13 protein-coding genes are annotated in these 15,367 nt (G+C 64.0%); 5 read left to right on the forward strand and 8 right to left on the reverse strand.

Annotation, left to right across the window (positions count from 1 at the left end; all coding sequences use genetic code 11):
- Window positions 1-717, reverse strand: a 717-nt coding sequence (locus AC1DJT_RS22895; protein WP_476834926.1) for a M20/M25/M40 family metallo-hydrolase, incomplete at its 3' end; no start/stop codon positions are given.
- Window positions 718-1,009: 292 nt separating this feature from the next.
- Here AC1DJT_RS22895 and AC1DJT_RS22900 point away from each other — a divergent pair.
- On the forward strand, window positions 1,010-1,912 hold the full coding sequence (locus AC1DJT_RS22900) for a GNAT family N-acetyltransferase (protein WP_476770732.1): 903 nt from the start codon (window positions 1,010-1,012) through the stop codon (window positions 1,910-1,912).
- A gap of 91 nt (window positions 1,913-2,003) precedes the next feature.
- On the opposite strand, the gene AC1DJT_RS22905 is transcribed toward AC1DJT_RS22900, so the two are convergent.
- The 4 genes from AC1DJT_RS22905 to AC1DJT_RS22920 all read right to left on the reverse strand — a co-directional run bounded on the left by AC1DJT_RS22905 (window position 2,004) and on the right by AC1DJT_RS22920 (window position 7,723).
- The gene (locus AC1DJT_RS22905; RefSeq protein WP_476832559.1) at window positions 2,004-3,560 is read right to left on the reverse strand and encodes a SpoVR family protein; all 1,557 of its coding nucleotides are present in this window, start codon (window positions 3,558-3,560) and stop codon (window positions 2,004-2,006) included.
- Between the two features lie 11 nt (window positions 3,561-3,571).
- Complete coding sequence (locus AC1DJT_RS22910) at window positions 3,572-4,876, reverse strand: YeaH/YhbH family protein (protein WP_476834927.1); 1,305 nt, start codon at window positions 4,874-4,876, stop codon at window positions 3,572-3,574.
- An 18-nt stretch (window positions 4,877-4,894) separates the two neighbouring features.
- Window positions 4,895-6,844 carry a PrkA family serine protein kinase gene (locus tag AC1DJT_RS22915; protein ID WP_476834928.1) on the reverse strand — a complete coding sequence of 650 codons (1,950 nt, stop codon included), beginning with the start codon at window positions 6,842-6,844 and terminating at the stop codon, window positions 4,895-4,897.
- A gap of 243 nt (window positions 6,845-7,087) precedes the next feature.
- The gene (locus AC1DJT_RS22920; protein ID WP_476770736.1) at window positions 7,088-7,723 is read right to left on the reverse strand and encodes a TlpA family protein disulfide reductase; all 636 of its coding nucleotides are present in this window, start codon (window positions 7,721-7,723) and stop codon (window positions 7,088-7,090) included.
- Between the two features lie 137 nt (window positions 7,724-7,860).
- Between AC1DJT_RS22920 and AC1DJT_RS22925 the strand changes: the two genes are divergently transcribed.
- Window positions 7,861-8,667, forward strand: coding sequence for a prolipoprotein diacylglyceryl transferase family protein (locus tag AC1DJT_RS22925; protein ID WP_476834929.1), 807 nt, complete (start codon window positions 7,861-7,863; stop codon window positions 8,665-8,667).
- 149 nt (window positions 8,668-8,816) lie between these two features.
- On the opposite strand, the gene AC1DJT_RS22930 is transcribed toward AC1DJT_RS22925, so the two are convergent.
- Window positions 8,817-9,059, reverse strand: a complete 243-nt coding sequence (locus tag AC1DJT_RS22930) for a hypothetical protein (RefSeq protein ID WP_476770738.1) — start codon at window positions 9,057-9,059, stop codon at window positions 8,817-8,819.
- Between the two features lie 845 nt (window positions 9,060-9,904).
- Between AC1DJT_RS22930 and AC1DJT_RS22935 the strand changes: the two genes are divergently transcribed.
- Window positions 9,905-10,903, forward strand: coding sequence for a hypothetical protein (locus tag AC1DJT_RS22935; RefSeq protein WP_441508279.1), 999 nt, complete (start codon window positions 9,905-9,907; stop codon window positions 10,901-10,903).
- Window positions 10,904-11,152: 249 nt separating this feature from the next.
- Here the strand turns inward: AC1DJT_RS22935 and AC1DJT_RS22940 are convergent, their stop codons facing one another.
- Window positions 11,153-11,425, reverse strand: a complete 273-nt coding sequence (locus AC1DJT_RS22940) for a hypothetical protein (RefSeq protein WP_476770280.1) — start codon at window positions 11,423-11,425, stop codon at window positions 11,153-11,155.
- 479 nt (window positions 11,426-11,904) lie between these two features.
- On the opposite strand from AC1DJT_RS22940, the gene AC1DJT_RS22945 reads away from it, so the two are divergent.
- Window positions 11,905-13,398, forward strand: a complete 1,494-nt coding sequence (locus tag AC1DJT_RS22945; RefSeq protein ID WP_476770281.1) for a sensor domain-containing diguanylate cyclase — start codon at window positions 11,905-11,907, stop codon at window positions 13,396-13,398.
- A gap of 123 nt (window positions 13,399-13,521) precedes the next feature.
- Here the strand turns inward: AC1DJT_RS22945 and AC1DJT_RS22950 are convergent, their stop codons facing one another.
- Window positions 13,522-14,667 carry an MFS transporter gene (locus AC1DJT_RS22950; protein ID WP_476770282.1) on the reverse strand — a complete coding sequence of 382 codons (1,146 nt, stop codon included), beginning with the start codon at window positions 14,665-14,667 and terminating at the stop codon, window positions 13,522-13,524.
- 193 nt (window positions 14,668-14,860) lie between these two features.
- On the opposite strand from AC1DJT_RS22950, the gene AC1DJT_RS22955 reads away from it, so the two are divergent.
- Window positions 14,861-15,016 carry a c-type cytochrome gene (locus AC1DJT_RS22955; RefSeq protein WP_441493704.1) on the forward strand — a complete coding sequence of 52 codons (156 nt, stop codon included), beginning with the start codon at window positions 14,861-14,863 and terminating at the stop codon, window positions 15,014-15,016.
- The last annotated feature ends 351 nt before the right edge of the window (window positions 15,017-15,367 follow it).

Here is a 15,367-nt window from a genome sequence, read left to right on the forward strand (position 1 = left end):
CGCCGGCACCTGGATGCGGCCAAGCTCCACGATCGCCTGGGCCATGGCATACATCGGGTTGACGATGCCGAAGGCCTGGAAGCTGTGCCCGCCCGGCCCCTTGAACCTGACGGAATAGCGCTTCGAGCCGACGCCGCCGACGACGACCTTCTCCACCTGCGGACTGTCGACGGTGATGAAGGCTGCGATCTTGTCGCGATACCGGCCCTTGCTGAAGAGATGGCGGACGCCGCGCAGGTCGCCGAGCCCTTCCTCGCCGACATCGCCCACGAACAGGATATCATTGCGGGTCCGGACGCCGGCGGCGTCCATCGCGCGCACGAAGGCCAGGAGCACGGCAAGGCTGCGGGTGTCGTCGCCCACGCCCGGCGCATAGAGCTTCGTGCCCTCGCGGCGCACGGTGACATCGGTTCCCTCAGGGAAAACCGTATCGAGATGCGCGGCGACCACGATCAATCCGCCGTTGCCGGTGCCGCGCCGGAGGCCCATCACATTGCCGATCTCGTCCTGCTCGACATCCTCCAGGCCATGCGCCTGCAGCATCTCCAGATAGGCGGCGGCGCGCTTCTCCTCCTTGAAGGGGGGCGCGGGAATCTCGGTCAGCGTGATGATGTCGGCAATGGTGCGGTCATGCTCGGCCTCGAGCACCCTGACCGCCTCCTTGAAGGCCGGATGGTGGGTGATCGCGGCAATTTCAGAGGCGTGATCGCGCTGCACTGGCATTTCCTCATCATGCGGTCTTCATGACCTTCAGAACTGCGCCACGTCTGCCTTCAGCCTCGGTGCGGCGCAAGCGTTCTCCCCCGGGCGGCACGCGTGGCGCCATTGCGCCGGGCTCAAGGCGCGCACGGGCTTTTGACGGTCAGGYCGGCCGGGAAGGGCGCACGACCAACTCAGCCATCAAGCAGGCGCGCGAAAGAGCGGGCCTGCGGCAGCGCGATGGCATTGGCCTTGTCAGCCGGAGATTCGATGCCAAGACTGATCTGAATTGCTCTGACGGAGCTGTCCCATGTCACTCGTCTACAGGCCGGCCCGCGCGCAGGATTTGGCGACGGCTGATGCCCTCGTCGTTGCCAGCATCAATGATCTGACCACGCGCCATGGTTTCGGTCCGATGGCGACGTCGAGCGCTCCCAATTTTCAGCTGTTTTCACTCAAGGACGATCCCGACGGCCTATGGGTCGCGGAGGATGACGGTGAGCTTCTCGGTTTCGCCTGGAGTTGGGTATGCGGGAATGTCTGGTTTCTTGCCCAGCTATTCGTCGATCCGGGCCAGCAGGGACGTGGCATCGGCAATGAATTGATGAAGTTGAGCCTGGAGCATGCCCGGAAATCAACTGCTGCTCACAAGGTTCTGATCACCTTTACCTTCAACAGGGTCTCGCAGGGGCTCTACATCCGGCATGGCCTCTTTCCAAAGATGCCGATCTATTTTCTCAGTGCGACGCGGGAGCGGGTGATTGAGGGACTGCCGGAGCCTGCGTTGCAGAGCATCCCGATCGACGGCAGCGCCGCGACCCTGGAGAGACTGGCCGAGATCGATTCCCGCGCGATCGGCGTCTCGCGAGAGAAGCATCACCGCTACCTGCTCGATGACCCGGCGACCACGGGGGTCTTGCTCTGCGCCGGCAACGATTGTCTCGGCTACAGCTATGTCACGTCCAGCGGGCATATCGGACCTCTCGCCGTCAGGGAGGTTGGCGACCTCGGGGATGTCTTTGCGGCGGCATTGAAGATAGCGGCCGACAGGCCCAGCGAGACAATATCGGCGTTACTGCCCAGCACATGCGAAAGCGCGTTGAGCCTTGCCGTCAGTCAGGGCATGCGCATCACCTTTCCCATGCTGCTGATGGCGTCGCAGGGCTATGGAACCTGGACGCGATACCTGCCGCGCAATCCGGGCTTCATGTGATCATGAGCACCTGCTTCTGATGAAGGCGTTGGAACGGGCTGACTCAGCGGCCTTGGGGGCGTGGCACAATGCGCGTCCCGGTGCCTATGAACTATATCGATCCGTCAAGCTGACGGCTGGACCGTTCGAAGACCGTGCCCCCCGTCTGCGCGTCAACGCCTTCCAGGCTGACCTCATAGCCCCATAGCTCATGGACATGCCGCAGCGTCGCATCGCAGCCGGCGCTTTCCAGCAGGATGCCGTCATTGACCTTGTGCTGCAGGCGCAGATGCCGCTGGCCGAGCAGGTCCACATCCACGATCTGGATGTCCGCATGGCTCGCCCCGATGTCGTATTTCTGGGCCAGGGCCGTGCGTATGGACGCGTAGCCGCGCTCATTATGGATCGAAGCCACGCTGTAGAACGAGTCGTTCGCGGCGTCCGAAAGCAAGAACAGCCGCCACTTCCGGATCAGGGCCGGGCTGAGATACTGGCGAATGAAGGATTCGTCGCGGTGGTTGGCCCAGGCGTCCAGCAGGATCGTGCGCCAGTCTCCGGTTCCCGCGATCTCGGGAAACCAGTCGCGATCTTCCGCGGTCGGCTCGGTCACGACACGCTGGATGTCCTGCATCATGTCCAGCCCCAGCGCATAAGGGTTGATGCCGGAAAAGCGGGGATCGTCGAAGGCTGGCTGGAAGACGACGTTCGAGTGGTTGCGCAGGATTTCCAGCATGGCGCCCTCGCTGATCCGGCCGCGGTCGAACAGCGTATTCAGGATCGTGTAATGCACGAAGGTTGCGCAGCCTTCGTTCATCACCTGCGTCTGCCGCTGGGGATAGAAATACTGCGCGATCACCCGGACGATCCTCAGGATCTCGCGCTGCCAGGGCTGGAGGATCAGGCTGTTCTTCTCCAGGAAATAGAGCAGGTTCTCCTCGGGGAGATTGAGCGCCCTTTTCCGTTCGGCGATCGAGGCCTCGCTCTCGTCGGGCTTGGCGTCGTCCACCAAGCGCGGGACCGTGCGCCATAGGTCGTTATAGGAACGCTCTTCGTATTCCAGCCGCTCGCGAAGCCCCTCGCGGTGCCTGTCGGATGAGAGCCGGGGAGGGCGGCGATAGCGGAACACGCCCTGTTCCATCAGCGCATGGGCGGCGTCGAGAATGGCCTCGACCGCCGCAACGCCATGCCTTTCCTCGCAGCGGGCGATGAAGCCCTTGGCGAAATCGAGATAGCCGAGGATCGCGCCCGCATCGGCCCATTGCTGGAACAGGTAGTTGTTCTTGAAGAAATGGTTGTGGCCAAGGGCAGCATGCGCGGTCACCAGGGCCTGCAGGGCCATGGTGTTCTCTTCCATCAGATAGACGATGCAGGGATTGGAGTTGATCACCACTTCATAAGCGAGGCCGCGACCGGCCTTGCGATAGAGCAGTTCCTGGCGGAGGAAGTGCTTGCCGAATGACCAGTGGCGATACATCAGCGGCATGCCGATGGATGAATAGGCATCGAGCATCTGCTCTGAGGAGATGATCTCCATCTGCACCGGGTAGACATCGAGCCGGAGCTCTTCCTTCGCAACCGCCTCGATGACGTCGTAGACATGCGACAAGGTCGCGAAGTTCCAGTCCGAGCCGGAGAACAGCAGATCGGATCGGGGCGTTTGCCTCGCCATCGGCGCTTCCCTCACTTGCGCAACTGCGCCGGTTGGCGGGTGAAGAGATGCCGGAAGACCGGGTAGATGTCGGCGGCCCGAGCGATGCGGCTCATGCCAAAATTCGGCCATCTCTCCTTGACCGTGAGATAGGCGCGCCAGAGCGAGGTGCCGTTGTCCGTGGAGCCGAAGATCTCGCTMTCGCGTTCGTCGATGATCTCGACATAGGCAAAATACTGGCACAGGCGCATGATCTCGCCATCCATCAGTTTGAGGCAGCGCCTGGAGTCGGTCGCGAGGTTGTCGCCGTCCGACGCCTGGGCGGCGTAGATGTTCCACTCCCGGCTGGGATAGCGCTGCGCGATGATGCGCTGCATCTCCTCCAGCGCCGTGGAAACCACGGTGCCGCCGCTCTGCATGCTGAAGAAGAAGGTGTCCTCGTCCACCTCCTGCGCCATGTGGGTATGGCGGATGAAGACGATGTCCGTGCGATCGTAGCGCCGCTTCAGGAACAGATGCAGCAGGACGAAGAAGCGCTTGGCMAGGTCCTTCTCGCGTTCGCCCATCGAGCCTGAGACGTCCATCAGGCAGAACATCACCGCGTTCGCGTTGGGCCGAGGCTGCGCGTCGAAGCGATTGAAGCGGATATCGACCGGGTCGACGAAGGAAATCACCCGGCGCCGGCGCTCCAGCCGGTCGAGTTCGGCGCGCAGGGCTGCGACGTCGGCGTCGGCGGCGCCTGGCTCGTCGGCCTCGATCCTGGCCAGTTCGCGCAGGATGGCCTCGACCTCCTCGCGCCTGGGCCGCTGGAGGGCGATGCGGCGGCCATGGCTGTTTCGCATGGTGCGCGCGATGTTGATGTTCGTCGGCGAGCCGCTCGCCGAGAAGCCGGCCCGCCGCGGCTTGAAGGCGACGATCTCCTTGAGATTKAGCTTGACCATGTCGGGAAGTGCGAGATCTTCGAAGAACAGATCGAGCACCTCCTCGCGCGACAGCACGAAGCGGAAATCGTCCTMGGAATCCTCCAGGCCGGGCGACGATCCCGATCCGCCGCCCCGGCCCGGCTTCKGCATCCTGTCCCCCGGCGCGAAATGCCTGTTTCCGGGCAGGACATGCTGGCGCCGGCCGCTGTCCCCGGCATCGCGGAAGCGCGGCTCGCTCGTGCGCTTCGCCGGGAGCGAAACGGCGTGCGCCCCGTCTGCATCGGCGATCTTGCCGGCCCGGATCTGTTCCTGGACGCTGCGCTTCAGTTCCGCGCGGACGCGGTGCAGAAAGCGCTGGCGATTGCCCAGGCTCTTGTCCTTCGGGTTCAGGCGGCGGTCGATGAAAATCGGCATGGCACGCTCCGGCCGCGTTCAACCCGCCTTGTTCACACGCATGTACCAGTCCACCAGGCGCCGGACCTGGCGCTCGGTATAGCCACGCTCCACCATGCGCTGAACGAAGCCCTGGTGACGCTTCTCGGTCACGCTGTCCTGCTTCGAGCCGAAGCTGATGACGGGCAGCAGATCCTCGACCTGACCGAACATCCGCTTCTCGATCACCTGGCGCAGCTTCTCATAGCTGGTCCAGGACGGGTTGCGGCCATTGTTCCTGGACCGGGCGCGCAAGGTGAACTTCACGACCTCGTTGCGGAAGTCCTTGGGATTGGCGATGCCCGCCGGCTTTTCGATCTGCGACAATTCAGTGTCGAGGACCTGCCGGTTGAGCAGCTGGCCGGTATCGGGGTCCTTGTAGTCCTGATCCTCGACCCAGGCGTCGGCATAGGCGATGTAGCGGTCGAACAGGTTCTGGCCGTATTCGCCATAGGATTCCAGATAGGCTTTCTGGATCTCGTGGCCGATGAACTCGGCATAGCGCGTCGCGAGCTCCGACTTGATGAAGTCGAGATAGGCCGCTTCCGTCTCCTTGGGGAATTGCTCGCGCTTGATCGCGCCTTCCAGGATGTACATCAGGTGCACCGGGTCGGCGGCCAGTTCCCTGGTGTCGTAGTTGAAGGTCTGCGAGAGAATCTTGAAGGCAAAGCGCGTGCTGACGCCGGTMATGCCCTCGTCGACCCCGGCGGCGTCGCGATACTCCTGGATGGCCTTCGCCTTTGGCTCCACTTCCTTGAGGTTCTCGCCGTCATAGACGCGCATCTTTGTATAGAGCGGCGAGTTCTCGAACTCGGCCAGCCGCGTCGAGACCGAGAAGCGGCTGAGGATATCGAGCACTTCCGGCGTGCAGGGGCTGCCGGCCAGTTCACTCTCGCGCAGCAGTTTCTCGTAGATCTGCCGCTCTTCGGTGACGCGCAGGCAATAGGGCACCTTGACCACCAGGATGCGGTCGAGGAACGCCTCGTTGTTCTTGTTGTTCTTGAACTGGAGCCATTCGGACTCGTTGGAGTGCGCCAGAACGATGCCCTGGTAGGGAAAGGCTCCGAAGTTCTCGGTGCCGTTGTAGCTGCCTTCCTGGGTCGCGGTCAGCAGGGGATGCAGCACCTTGATCGGCGCCTTGAACATCTCGACGAATTCGAGCAGGCCCTGCGTCGTCCGGTTCAGCCCGCCGCTGTAGGAATAGGCGTCCGGGTCCGACTGGCTGAAGTTTTCGAGCTGGCGGATGTCGACCTTGCCGACGAGCGTCGAGACATCCTGATTGTTCTCGTCGCCTGGTTCGCTTTTCGCGATGCCGACCTGCCGCAAGCGCGAGGGGTTCAGTTTGACGACGCTGAACCCAGAGATATCGCCCGAGAGCTCGTCGAGCCGCTTCGCCGCCCAGGGCGAGATCAGGCCGGTCAGTCGACGCCGCGCGATCCCGTACTTGTCCTCGAAGAGATCGCCCATCCGATCGGGACGGAACAGGCCCAGAGGCGATTCGAAGACCGGGCTGATCCGGTCCCCGACCTTGAGCGTGTAGAAGGGGCGCTCCTCCATCAGCTTCTTCAGCCGCTCGGCGAGGGAGGATTTGCCGCCGCCGACGGGGCCGAGCAGATAGAGGATCTGCTTGCGCTCCTCCAGGCCCTGCGATGCGTAGCGGAAATAGCCGGCGATCCTCTCGATCGTATCCTCCATGCCGAAGAAATCGGTAAAGGACGGGTAGAGCTTGACCGTCCGGTTGGAGAATATCCGGCCGAGGCGCTCGTCCTGGCTCGTATCGAAAAGCTTTGGCGCGCCGATCGCGTCGACCATCCGCTCAGGGGCGGAGGCATACATCGATTTGTCTTCGCGGCAGGCCAGCAGGTATTCCCGCAGGCTCATCTCCTCCTGCGAAAAGCTTCGATAATCCTCTGAAAATAAACGGAATACATCGCCGTCTCTCTCGATCATGGCAACCATCCCACGTCGTCGGAGGTTGTCGACGACAGCCCCCGAACATTCAACCGATGACGGTCTCGCAAGTTCCTGCCCCATGGCACTTTGATGCCAGGCGGAGGGCCTMGAACGGCGAGCGCGCCGCGCGGCCTGGTGCGGGTCGAGACCTCGGTCCTTTCGTTCGTCCGCCTGTTCTTCGGGCATCTCCCATGACGCCGAAGCCAACAGGCTCCAGTATGCGGGCGCAGTGCGTCCTGGTCAGCCCTCGCGCGCGAAATAGTGCATGAACCGGATCGCCTCCGGCGTGCCCCAGTCCGCCGCGCCGGCGAGATGGCCGGCCGTCCTGCCCCTGGCATCGACGACATAGCTCATCGGCATCCCGTAGAGCTGGAAGGGCGTCTGCACCTGCGATTTCGGTCCCGACGCGACGAGGCCGTCGCGGTCGATGAAGCTCGCAAAGCCGCGCAGTCCCAACCGGTCGATGAGCCGTCGGGCAGCGGCCGCGTCGCGGTCGATCGAGACAGGGACGACGGCGAAACCGAGATCGCGTCTCTGCTGCAGGCGATGCAGGATCGGCAGCTCGCGAAGACAGGGCGGGCACCAGCTCGCCCAGAAGGCCACGAGACAGGGACGGCCACGATAGCTGGCGAACGACCGGGTCCGGCCGTTGAAATCCGTGAGCGAGATGGCCGAGACATCCTCGCGCGGGTCGAGTTCGATGAATTGCCCGCCGGCTTCGGTCACGAAGGGCGGCGGAGCCGCCAGCGCCCGCGGCGGCAACAGCGAGATCGCCCCGGCCGATCCGCCCAGCAGCAAGCTGCCCAGCAGGACCTGGCGGCGATGCAGGATCGGGCTCGCGGGCCCGCTGTCCTGCCGGATGTCGTCTTGCGTCATAGCGATGCCTTGCTCTCTTGCCTGCGAAGCCCGAGAGGAAACTGAGCTTAAGCCTGGCTTAAGGCGCCCGCCCGATGCAGCCGGAACCGGCCCTCGGATCGGCCGGCCTTATCGCGCGAGAGCAGGAGCGCAATCGGATGAATGCCGTCAGCATCGGTCCCTTCGTCTTCGCGCCGGACCGCTTCGCCGCGATCCTCGCGATCGCGACCCTGCCGATGGCAGCCGCGCTCCTGTCCAGGCGGTTTGACGCGCGTTTGAACGCATGGGCGTCGTCGGCGGTCCTTGCCGCGATCGTCGCTGCCCGCCTCGGCCATGTCGTCCTGCATTGGTCGAGCTTTGCGCAGGAGCCATGGCGCATGCTGGCGATCTGGCAAGGCGGATTCTCGATCCCCGCCGGGCTGCTCGGGATGGCGCTCGTAACMGCATTCTACGGTCGATCGGTTCGCTTCGCCGCCGGTGCAGCCGGGGCAGTGCTCGTCGCCGGCCTCGTCGGACTGGTGACGCTGGAGCTGACGAAGGCGACCTATGGCCAGCAGGCGCCGGCAACCCGCATGGCCACCCTGGACGGCGCCCTCCGCTCGATCGGCGATTTCGAGGGCAAGCCGCTCGTCGTCAATCTCTGGGCGACGTGGTGCCCGCCCTGCCGCCGGGAGATGCCGATGCTGGCGCGCGAAGCGGCCGAGCGGGCGGATGTCGGCTTCCTCTTCGTGAACCAGGGCGAGAGCGCCGAGAAGATCCGGAGCTATCTCTTGGCCGACCGGCTGACGCTCGATCATGTCCTGCTCGATGCCGCCATGACCCTCTCGCGCCATTACGCGGCGCCTGGGCTGCCGGTGACGCTGTTCCTGCGCCGCGACGGCACGCTCGCCTCGCTCCATACGGGCGAGATTTCGCGGGAGGCCCTGGCAGCCGGTATCGACGGCATCATGGCGGAGCCGCGCTGAGCGATCCCCCTGGCCGCCCTCTGTCCTGATTCAGGCTGGCACCAGCACCACCTTCGCAACCCTGGGGACGCGATCGTGCCGGGCGATCACGTCTGGTTCCGCGTCCCAGCGATGAGCGGGAACGCCTCAGGCAACCGGCCGGCAAAGCGTCACCGTGCCTGGAGTCTCCGGTAGCCCGCGATCAGGGCCGCGGCGGCGGCGTCGATCTCTGCGGCAGCGCTGAAGCGGCCAAGCGAGAGCCTGACGGCGCCGAGCGTCGGGGCGGGCCCGTCCTCGTCGGCCTCGATAGTCCGTCCCGCGCGAACGAGCAGGCACCGGCTCGTGGTGATCAGGTCGGCCGGGGAGGGAGCTTGCGGGCGGCCCGCGCCGGGGGTTTCCGCGCCCAAGATCATGGCCCCGGTCTCAGGGGGCGCCTGGGTCCGGGGACAATCTGCCAGCCTTCTGGCCAAGCCGCCAACAGGGAGACTCGACCCCATCACGACCTTCAAGCATCGATATGCGAGGTCCGCAAAAGGGTGGTTTGCTGACCTATCGCGTCGTCGAATTTAACGTCATGCGCCCAAGCTGCTTGGCGCCTGATAGCAGAGCGCTGCAACCCGGCTCGGTCGCCGGAAGGCGCTAGCGGCGAACGCCGACCCTGTTGACACCCCCGTTGCGATTTCCCGGACGAGGCGCGGTGACGGCTCCGACCCCGACGGGCCGAGCGACGAGGCGCACACCGGGCCGCGCGACGCATCCGGCGGGATAACCAATATAGCTACAATAAACGACGGCATTTGCGACTTCCGTTGTCGCGGCAAGACCGGTGAAGGCGATTCCGGCCGTCGCCGTAGCGAAGATTGCAAGTTTGATCTTTGTCATTTCAGGTCCCCTGGACTTTCAAGACAGCAAGCGCTCGTGATGTTGAACCCTGCCATTATCGAAGTGGTGCGAAAATTGTACCTAGGGACATCAAATGTGCCGCCCAGTTCGGCGCGCGAAGAGGGCGGGCGTTTGGAGCAGTTGCGTGGGACGGAAAGTCAAAGGCGAGACGCAGTGTCAAACTGTTAGCGTAAATTCCGGTTCTTTCGGGGGGCTTTAAATTMGTTAAACGAGAGGATCGTCTTTGACGGTTAGCGCTACTATACATTGAGACGGGGGATCGAAAACTCGGAGATCATCAGAATTTGGCTTGTGATGCCTGCGTCTATCTGGGCATCATGAGTGTTCCAGAGCTGATGGGCGGGAGATTAACTCCATGAAACGCCAAGCGACATCCAGTTGTGTTTCTGATGCCGCGGCCTCCCAACCGGTGTCGGGGCCCTGCGAAGCCGATATCCGCGCCCAACTCCACCGCATTTTAGAAAGCTGCGATTTCAAGGCGCCCGATCGGGTACGCCGGTTTCTGTCCTACGTGGTTGAACAGACGCTCGCTGGGCGGGCAGACCGCATCAAAGCCTATTCGGTCGCTGTMGAAGTCTTCGGCCGGGATACGAGCATCGACGTTCTGAACGATCCGGTCGTTCGTATCGAGGCCGGGCGGCTCAGGCGCGCCTTGGAGCTTTACTATTTCCTTGAGGGCAAGACAGACCCCGTCCTGATCGAAATTCCCAAAGGAAGCTACGTACCGAGCTTCTCCTGGCGACTGGACGATCAGACACTTGCCCAGCCTCTCTCAGCCCCAACGCCGCAGCCGAGGGCGCAAACCCGCGCATCATTCTTCGATTGGCTCAGGCGCCCCTGGCTCGTCGGCTCGGCTACCGCACTGGTGTTCGGCACTCTCTTGGCATTCATCGGGATGATAGACCAATCGCGACCGGCTGCGTCATCGACAAGCCCCCTTGGTCCTTCGCTTCTCGTCAAGGCCTTCACCAACCTCTCCCCGACCGCAGAAGCCGGTGCTTTCGCGACAGGTCTTTCCGAAGAGGTGCTTTCACAACTCGCGACCTTTCGGGAGTTGACGGTCGTTCGAAGCGAGGCTTCCAATGCGTTGGCGTCGCGGCGGTCCGTGGCCCGGCGCCATTTCGACGCCCGGCACATCCTTGAAGGCATGATCCGTGCTGGCGAGGGCAAACTCAGGATTACCAGCCGCCTCGTCGACCGAGACACATCAGCCATTATCTGGTCCGCAATTTACGAGGCCGATCTGCGTTCCGGGAATCTCATCGACCTCGAAAGTGGCGTAGCGCAAAAGATCGCCGTCGCGGTCGCTCAGGCCATTCGCGCCCCATCACGCCCGGTGTCGAACGCACGCTAAGGGCGAGACTATGCGCGAATTGCCCGGTATACGGGCTCGGCCCAACTTCCGCTTAAGCGCGCGATCCGGCCCCTCGATGAACCCGGCCTGACTTCTGCAAACCACTCATCCGGACGCTCCCAGGCGAGGGGAGGAGAGTCCGAGCTGGGTCGCAAGTGGATTCCCCGGACGCAGGCAGACTGTGCCAAGTTTGGCGGATACTGGCAGGCGTTGCCTTCACGGGGAGGGATGCGTCAGTCGGTCCGGCTGTCACACGCCAAGGATGCCGATGGTGCCGGGATCGGAAACGGCCTCGGCCATCGCGATCGCGTCGCTCTCGATCGAGACCGCGAGGCGGCAGTAATCATCGAAGCTGAACATCGCGCAGCGTTGGTCCTGGGACCGGTGGGTGATCACCTCCCAGATGACGTCGTACTCCTCGCAGACGCCGCGAAACCGGGGGGCTTGCATTCGCGCGAAGCGATTGCGGAACGCGGGGAGCCTAAGCATGAGGCGGGCAAGCCCGCGTTCTTGAGCCGACATGGAACGCCCTCGTGAACCCACCAGAAGACATAGGCAAGGAACGCATAGGCAAGGGCTGAAAGCAGGAACGATGTCGAGTATCATCGTTTCCACTAGAAATACTAACGCGGAACGCCAACAGCCTCAAATGTACTTTGGAGTGCGATCGACGATTTGTGCGTGAGATGCGGGATCGTAGTTAAGGCTGATTTGTCGGGTTCGCAGAAAGTCGCCGCCGCCGGGGCTTCCAGGGCTTCCTTCAGATCGACGATTTGCGCCGGCTGCGCCTCGCAGGTCCCTGCGGACAGAGGGCAGGAGCAGGCGATGCTCCAGTATTGGCGTCGACGTGACGACCGCTCCCGCGCAGGCCGATCGGGCAGCGACCCGACGGGCGAACCTGCGCCACAACTTGCGGTATCATGGCGCCTGACGAATCAGGCTTGGCCGCCCCGGCGATCGGTGGCTTGAGCCCTCCGGGCAAGCCGGAATTGGAATGGTCGATGACAAGCGTGCCCCCTGCCATCACCCCTGTTGCCGCCGATGATCGGCATATGTTCGATCTCGCGCCGGTTTCGCTCTGGCTGGAGGATTATAGCGGCATCCAGGCGCTGTTTGCGGAATGGCGCACGCAGGGCGTCGACGATCTGCGCGCCTTCCTCGAAGCCGATATTGGGCGGGTCAAGGCCTGCTCCAGCCGCATCCGCCTGCTCAAGGTCAACCAGCAGACCCTGACTCTGTTCGGCGCCGACGACACCGCGCACCTGATGGCCAATCTTGACCAGGTCTTCCGGGCCGACATGCTGAAGAGCCATGTCGACGAGTTGGTCCAGCTCTGGGAGGGCAAGCTCGATTTCAGCAGCCGCACCGTCAATTACACGCTGTCGGGCGGCCGCCTCGACGTCCAGATCAACGGGCGCATCCTGCCGGGACATGAGGCGAGCTGGGACCGGGTGCTGGTCGCCATCGACGACATCACCGAACGCGAGCAGGCGCGGCGCGAGCTGGTGGCGAGCGAGGCCTATGCGCGCGGCCTGTTCGACCATTCGCCGGTCTCGCTCTGGGTCGAGGATTTCCGCCATGTCAAAGCCCTGCTCGACGATCTGCGCGAGCAGGGCATCGAGGATCTGCGCGTCTTCACCGAGGTGCATCCCGAATTCATCGACCGCTGCATGCACGAGATCAGGGTGATCGACGTCAACAGGCACACGCTCGAGCTCTTCGCGGCGCACGACAAGGCGCATCTGCTCGACAATCTCGACGAGGCTTTTCGCGGCGAGATGCGCGTCCCCTTCCGCGAGCAGCTCATCGATCTCTGGAACGGCAAGATCTTCCAGCAGCGCGAGGTGGTGAACTACAAGCTCGACGGCACCTTGCTCTACCTGCACCTGCAGTTCTCGGTGCTGCCCGGCCATGAACAGAGCTGGTCGCTGGTCCAGGTCGCGCTGACCGACATCACGGCAAGGCGCAAGGCCGAGGCCTATCTCGAATTCCTCGGCAAGCACGACGTGCTGACCAAGCTCTACAACCGCAGCTTCTATGTCGACGAGCTCAACCGTCTCGAACGCAAGCGCACGCAGCGCGTCTCGCTGATGCTGGTTGATCTCAACGGCCTGAAACGCGTCAATGACGAGTGCGGCCATGGCGCTGGCGACGATCTGCTGCGCCGCGCCGGCGAGGTGCTCGCCAAGGCGGTGGACAAGCCGCTCTTCGCGGCACGGATCGGCGGCGACGAATTCGCCGTGGTGCTGCCGGGCGCCGGCACGGGCGAGGCGGGGCTGGTTCTGGCCAATGTCCAGCAGCTGATCGAGCTCAATAACCAGTTCCATGGCGACACGGCGCTCAGCCTTTCGCTCGGCATGGCCACCTCCGAGCCGGGCGAAACCATGGAGTCCCTGGTGAAACGGGCCGACCGGCTGATGTATGAGAACAAGCGCAGCTACTACGCCAGCAACGATCACGACCGTCGCCGGCCGGACACGCCCCCCGCGCCCTGAGCTGGGGGCTCCAAGCGCCGGGGCAGGGGCGATTGCGAAGGCCACAACGACCGTGAAGGGGTGGAGGCTGCCGGCATGGCAGGACTGAGCCGGGCCGAAGCTGTGAAGCGCGGGCGCCGACCCTCAGGTTTTGATGCGCGAGGACAGGCCGACGACGACCACGACCGTGATCATCAGGCAGCTCACGACGATCAGGGCCGTGGACAGGGAGACGGCCGTCATCACCGCGCTGGCCAGGATGACGCCGGTTGCGTTCGCGGTGCGAAGCAGGGCGAAGACCTCGGGCCGCTTCTTCGGAGGGGCGAGCGCGTCGAGAGCAAGCGAGTAATAGGTGCCGAGCGGGGCCAGAACCATTCCGACGAGGACCGCGCCAAGGACCGTGACCGCCAGCGAGATCTGGAGCGCGACGAGGATGGAGCCGACCGTCATGATCGTCAGCTGGATCAGGACAGCCCTGCGCGTCTGCATGCGGTTGCGAATGCTGACCCAGACACCGCCCGCCACCGAAGCCAGGCAAAGTGGCACCGTGAACAGGATCGCGAGCGTCGGTTGGTAGCCGAAATGCAGGGCGAGAGCGACAGCGCCGATCTCGATCGCCGCCACGGTCGATCCACCTGCGGCGGCGCACATCAGCCAGAGCAGGATCGCCGGGCTCACCACGGACGCATCGGGATGATGCGCGTCCTCCACTGCGGCTGCGGCGGTCGTCGGCACCAGCAGGGCTGGAATCGCCCCGAGCGCCGCGACAACCAGCACGGCGAAGACCGGCGAGACGCCGCCCAGCCCGGAGGCGGCCACGGGAGCCAGGACGAACGTCACCTCGTTGAGGGTCGCCGAGATGCCGAGCGCTCGCGGCAATTTCGCAGCCGGCGCCAGCGCGTTGAGCACCGTGCGCAGATAGCCGAAGGCAGCGCCGTTCACCGCCCCTGCCAGGGCTGAGAATGCGACGAGCCAGCCGAACGCGGCCCCGTGGTGAGCCAGCACTGCGATGGAGGCCAGCGCAAGGGTCCGGAAGACCACCAGCAGCCGCAGGAACGTCGTCGGCGGGAAGCGTCTGCCGACCCGGGTGATCGGGATCGCACCGACCACTTGCGCGAGCGTCATCGCCAGGATCATCGCTGCGCCGCCGCTCGTGTCTCCCGTCAGAGCCAGGGCGACCAGCGCGAAGGCGACCGGCCCTGCGGCCTGCGGGACAGAGAGCGTCGCCGATGAGATGAACCACCGGACAAGCAGGGCAGTGCTTGATGTCCAAGGTCTGGGTTTAGTCACGCACGGGAACCAAAAAACGGGCCGGGCCGGCCCCGGAGATTTTAATCCCGCAACAGGACTGAGGACGTTCCCTCGCCGGCCTGCGTAGCAATATTCGACATGCTGTCAATCGAGCGGGAAGAGCCCGGCAGCCCCGCCGCGTTGATGGCCGACCCGCCGTCGGTCACCATCGCTTCGCCCACCCGCCGCCGAAATCTTCTGGATCGTCAAGAACGGGGTTCGGATGACCGGCATGCCGTCCTTCGCGGACAGCCATGGCGACGACGACCTGCGGGCCGCCGTTGCCTTCGTGCAGACGCTGCCGGGCATGACGGAGGAGCAATATGCCGCCTATGAGAAGGCGCAGTGAAGTTCCACTGGAACGTGATGATCTCAGCCCAAGCAGCCGGGATGACTCAGATATTGGCACGAACGCGGGAGTCCGCGCCRATGACAAGGTCCAAGCTGATCGCCTCGCATCGAGATGGATGATGCGCTCAGTCTCTCCGGGCAGAGGGATGTGTGGCACGGCGGGCGAGCGCTGTGCTAAGTTTGGCCCGTCGCGTGCAAGCGAGATGAGGCGCCGGCTCGTCCGGTGGGGGATCGCGGTCATCCCGCGGATGCCGAGCCCCACAATTCGTCACGCCGACCTGATCATGAGGCGCACTCCCACGTTTGGTCGACGGGAGGACAGACCGATGCGACACACCCTGACCGACAA

The sequence above is a fragment of the Allobosea sp. 05T422_2 genome, assembly GCF_056396265.1.

Excerpts from the sequence above, each read along its gene's own strand:
- AC1DJT_RS22900 (WP_476770732.1), top strand. The coding sequence starts at position 1,010 with ATGTCACTCGTCTACAGGCCGGCCCGCGCGCAGGATTTGGCGACGGCT.
- AC1DJT_RS22905 (WP_476832559.1), bottom strand. The coding sequence starts at position 3,560 with ATGGCGAGGCAAACGCCCCGATCCGATCTGCTGTTCTCCGGCTCGGAC.
- AC1DJT_RS22920 (WP_476770736.1), bottom strand. The coding sequence starts at position 7,723 with ATGACGCAAGACGACATCCGGCAGGACAGCGGGCCCGCGAGCCCGATC.
- AC1DJT_RS22930 (WP_476770738.1), bottom strand. The coding sequence starts at position 9,059 with ATGATCTTGGGCGCGGAAACCCCCGGCGCGGGCCGCCCGCAAGCTCCC.
- AC1DJT_RS22940 (WP_476770280.1), bottom strand. The coding sequence starts at position 11,425 with ATGTCGGCTCAAGAACGCGGGCTTGCCCGCCTCATGCTTAGGCTCCCC.
- AC1DJT_RS22945 (WP_476770281.1), top strand. The coding sequence starts at position 11,905 with ATGACAAGCGTGCCCCCTGCCATCACCCCTGTTGCCGCCGATGATCGG.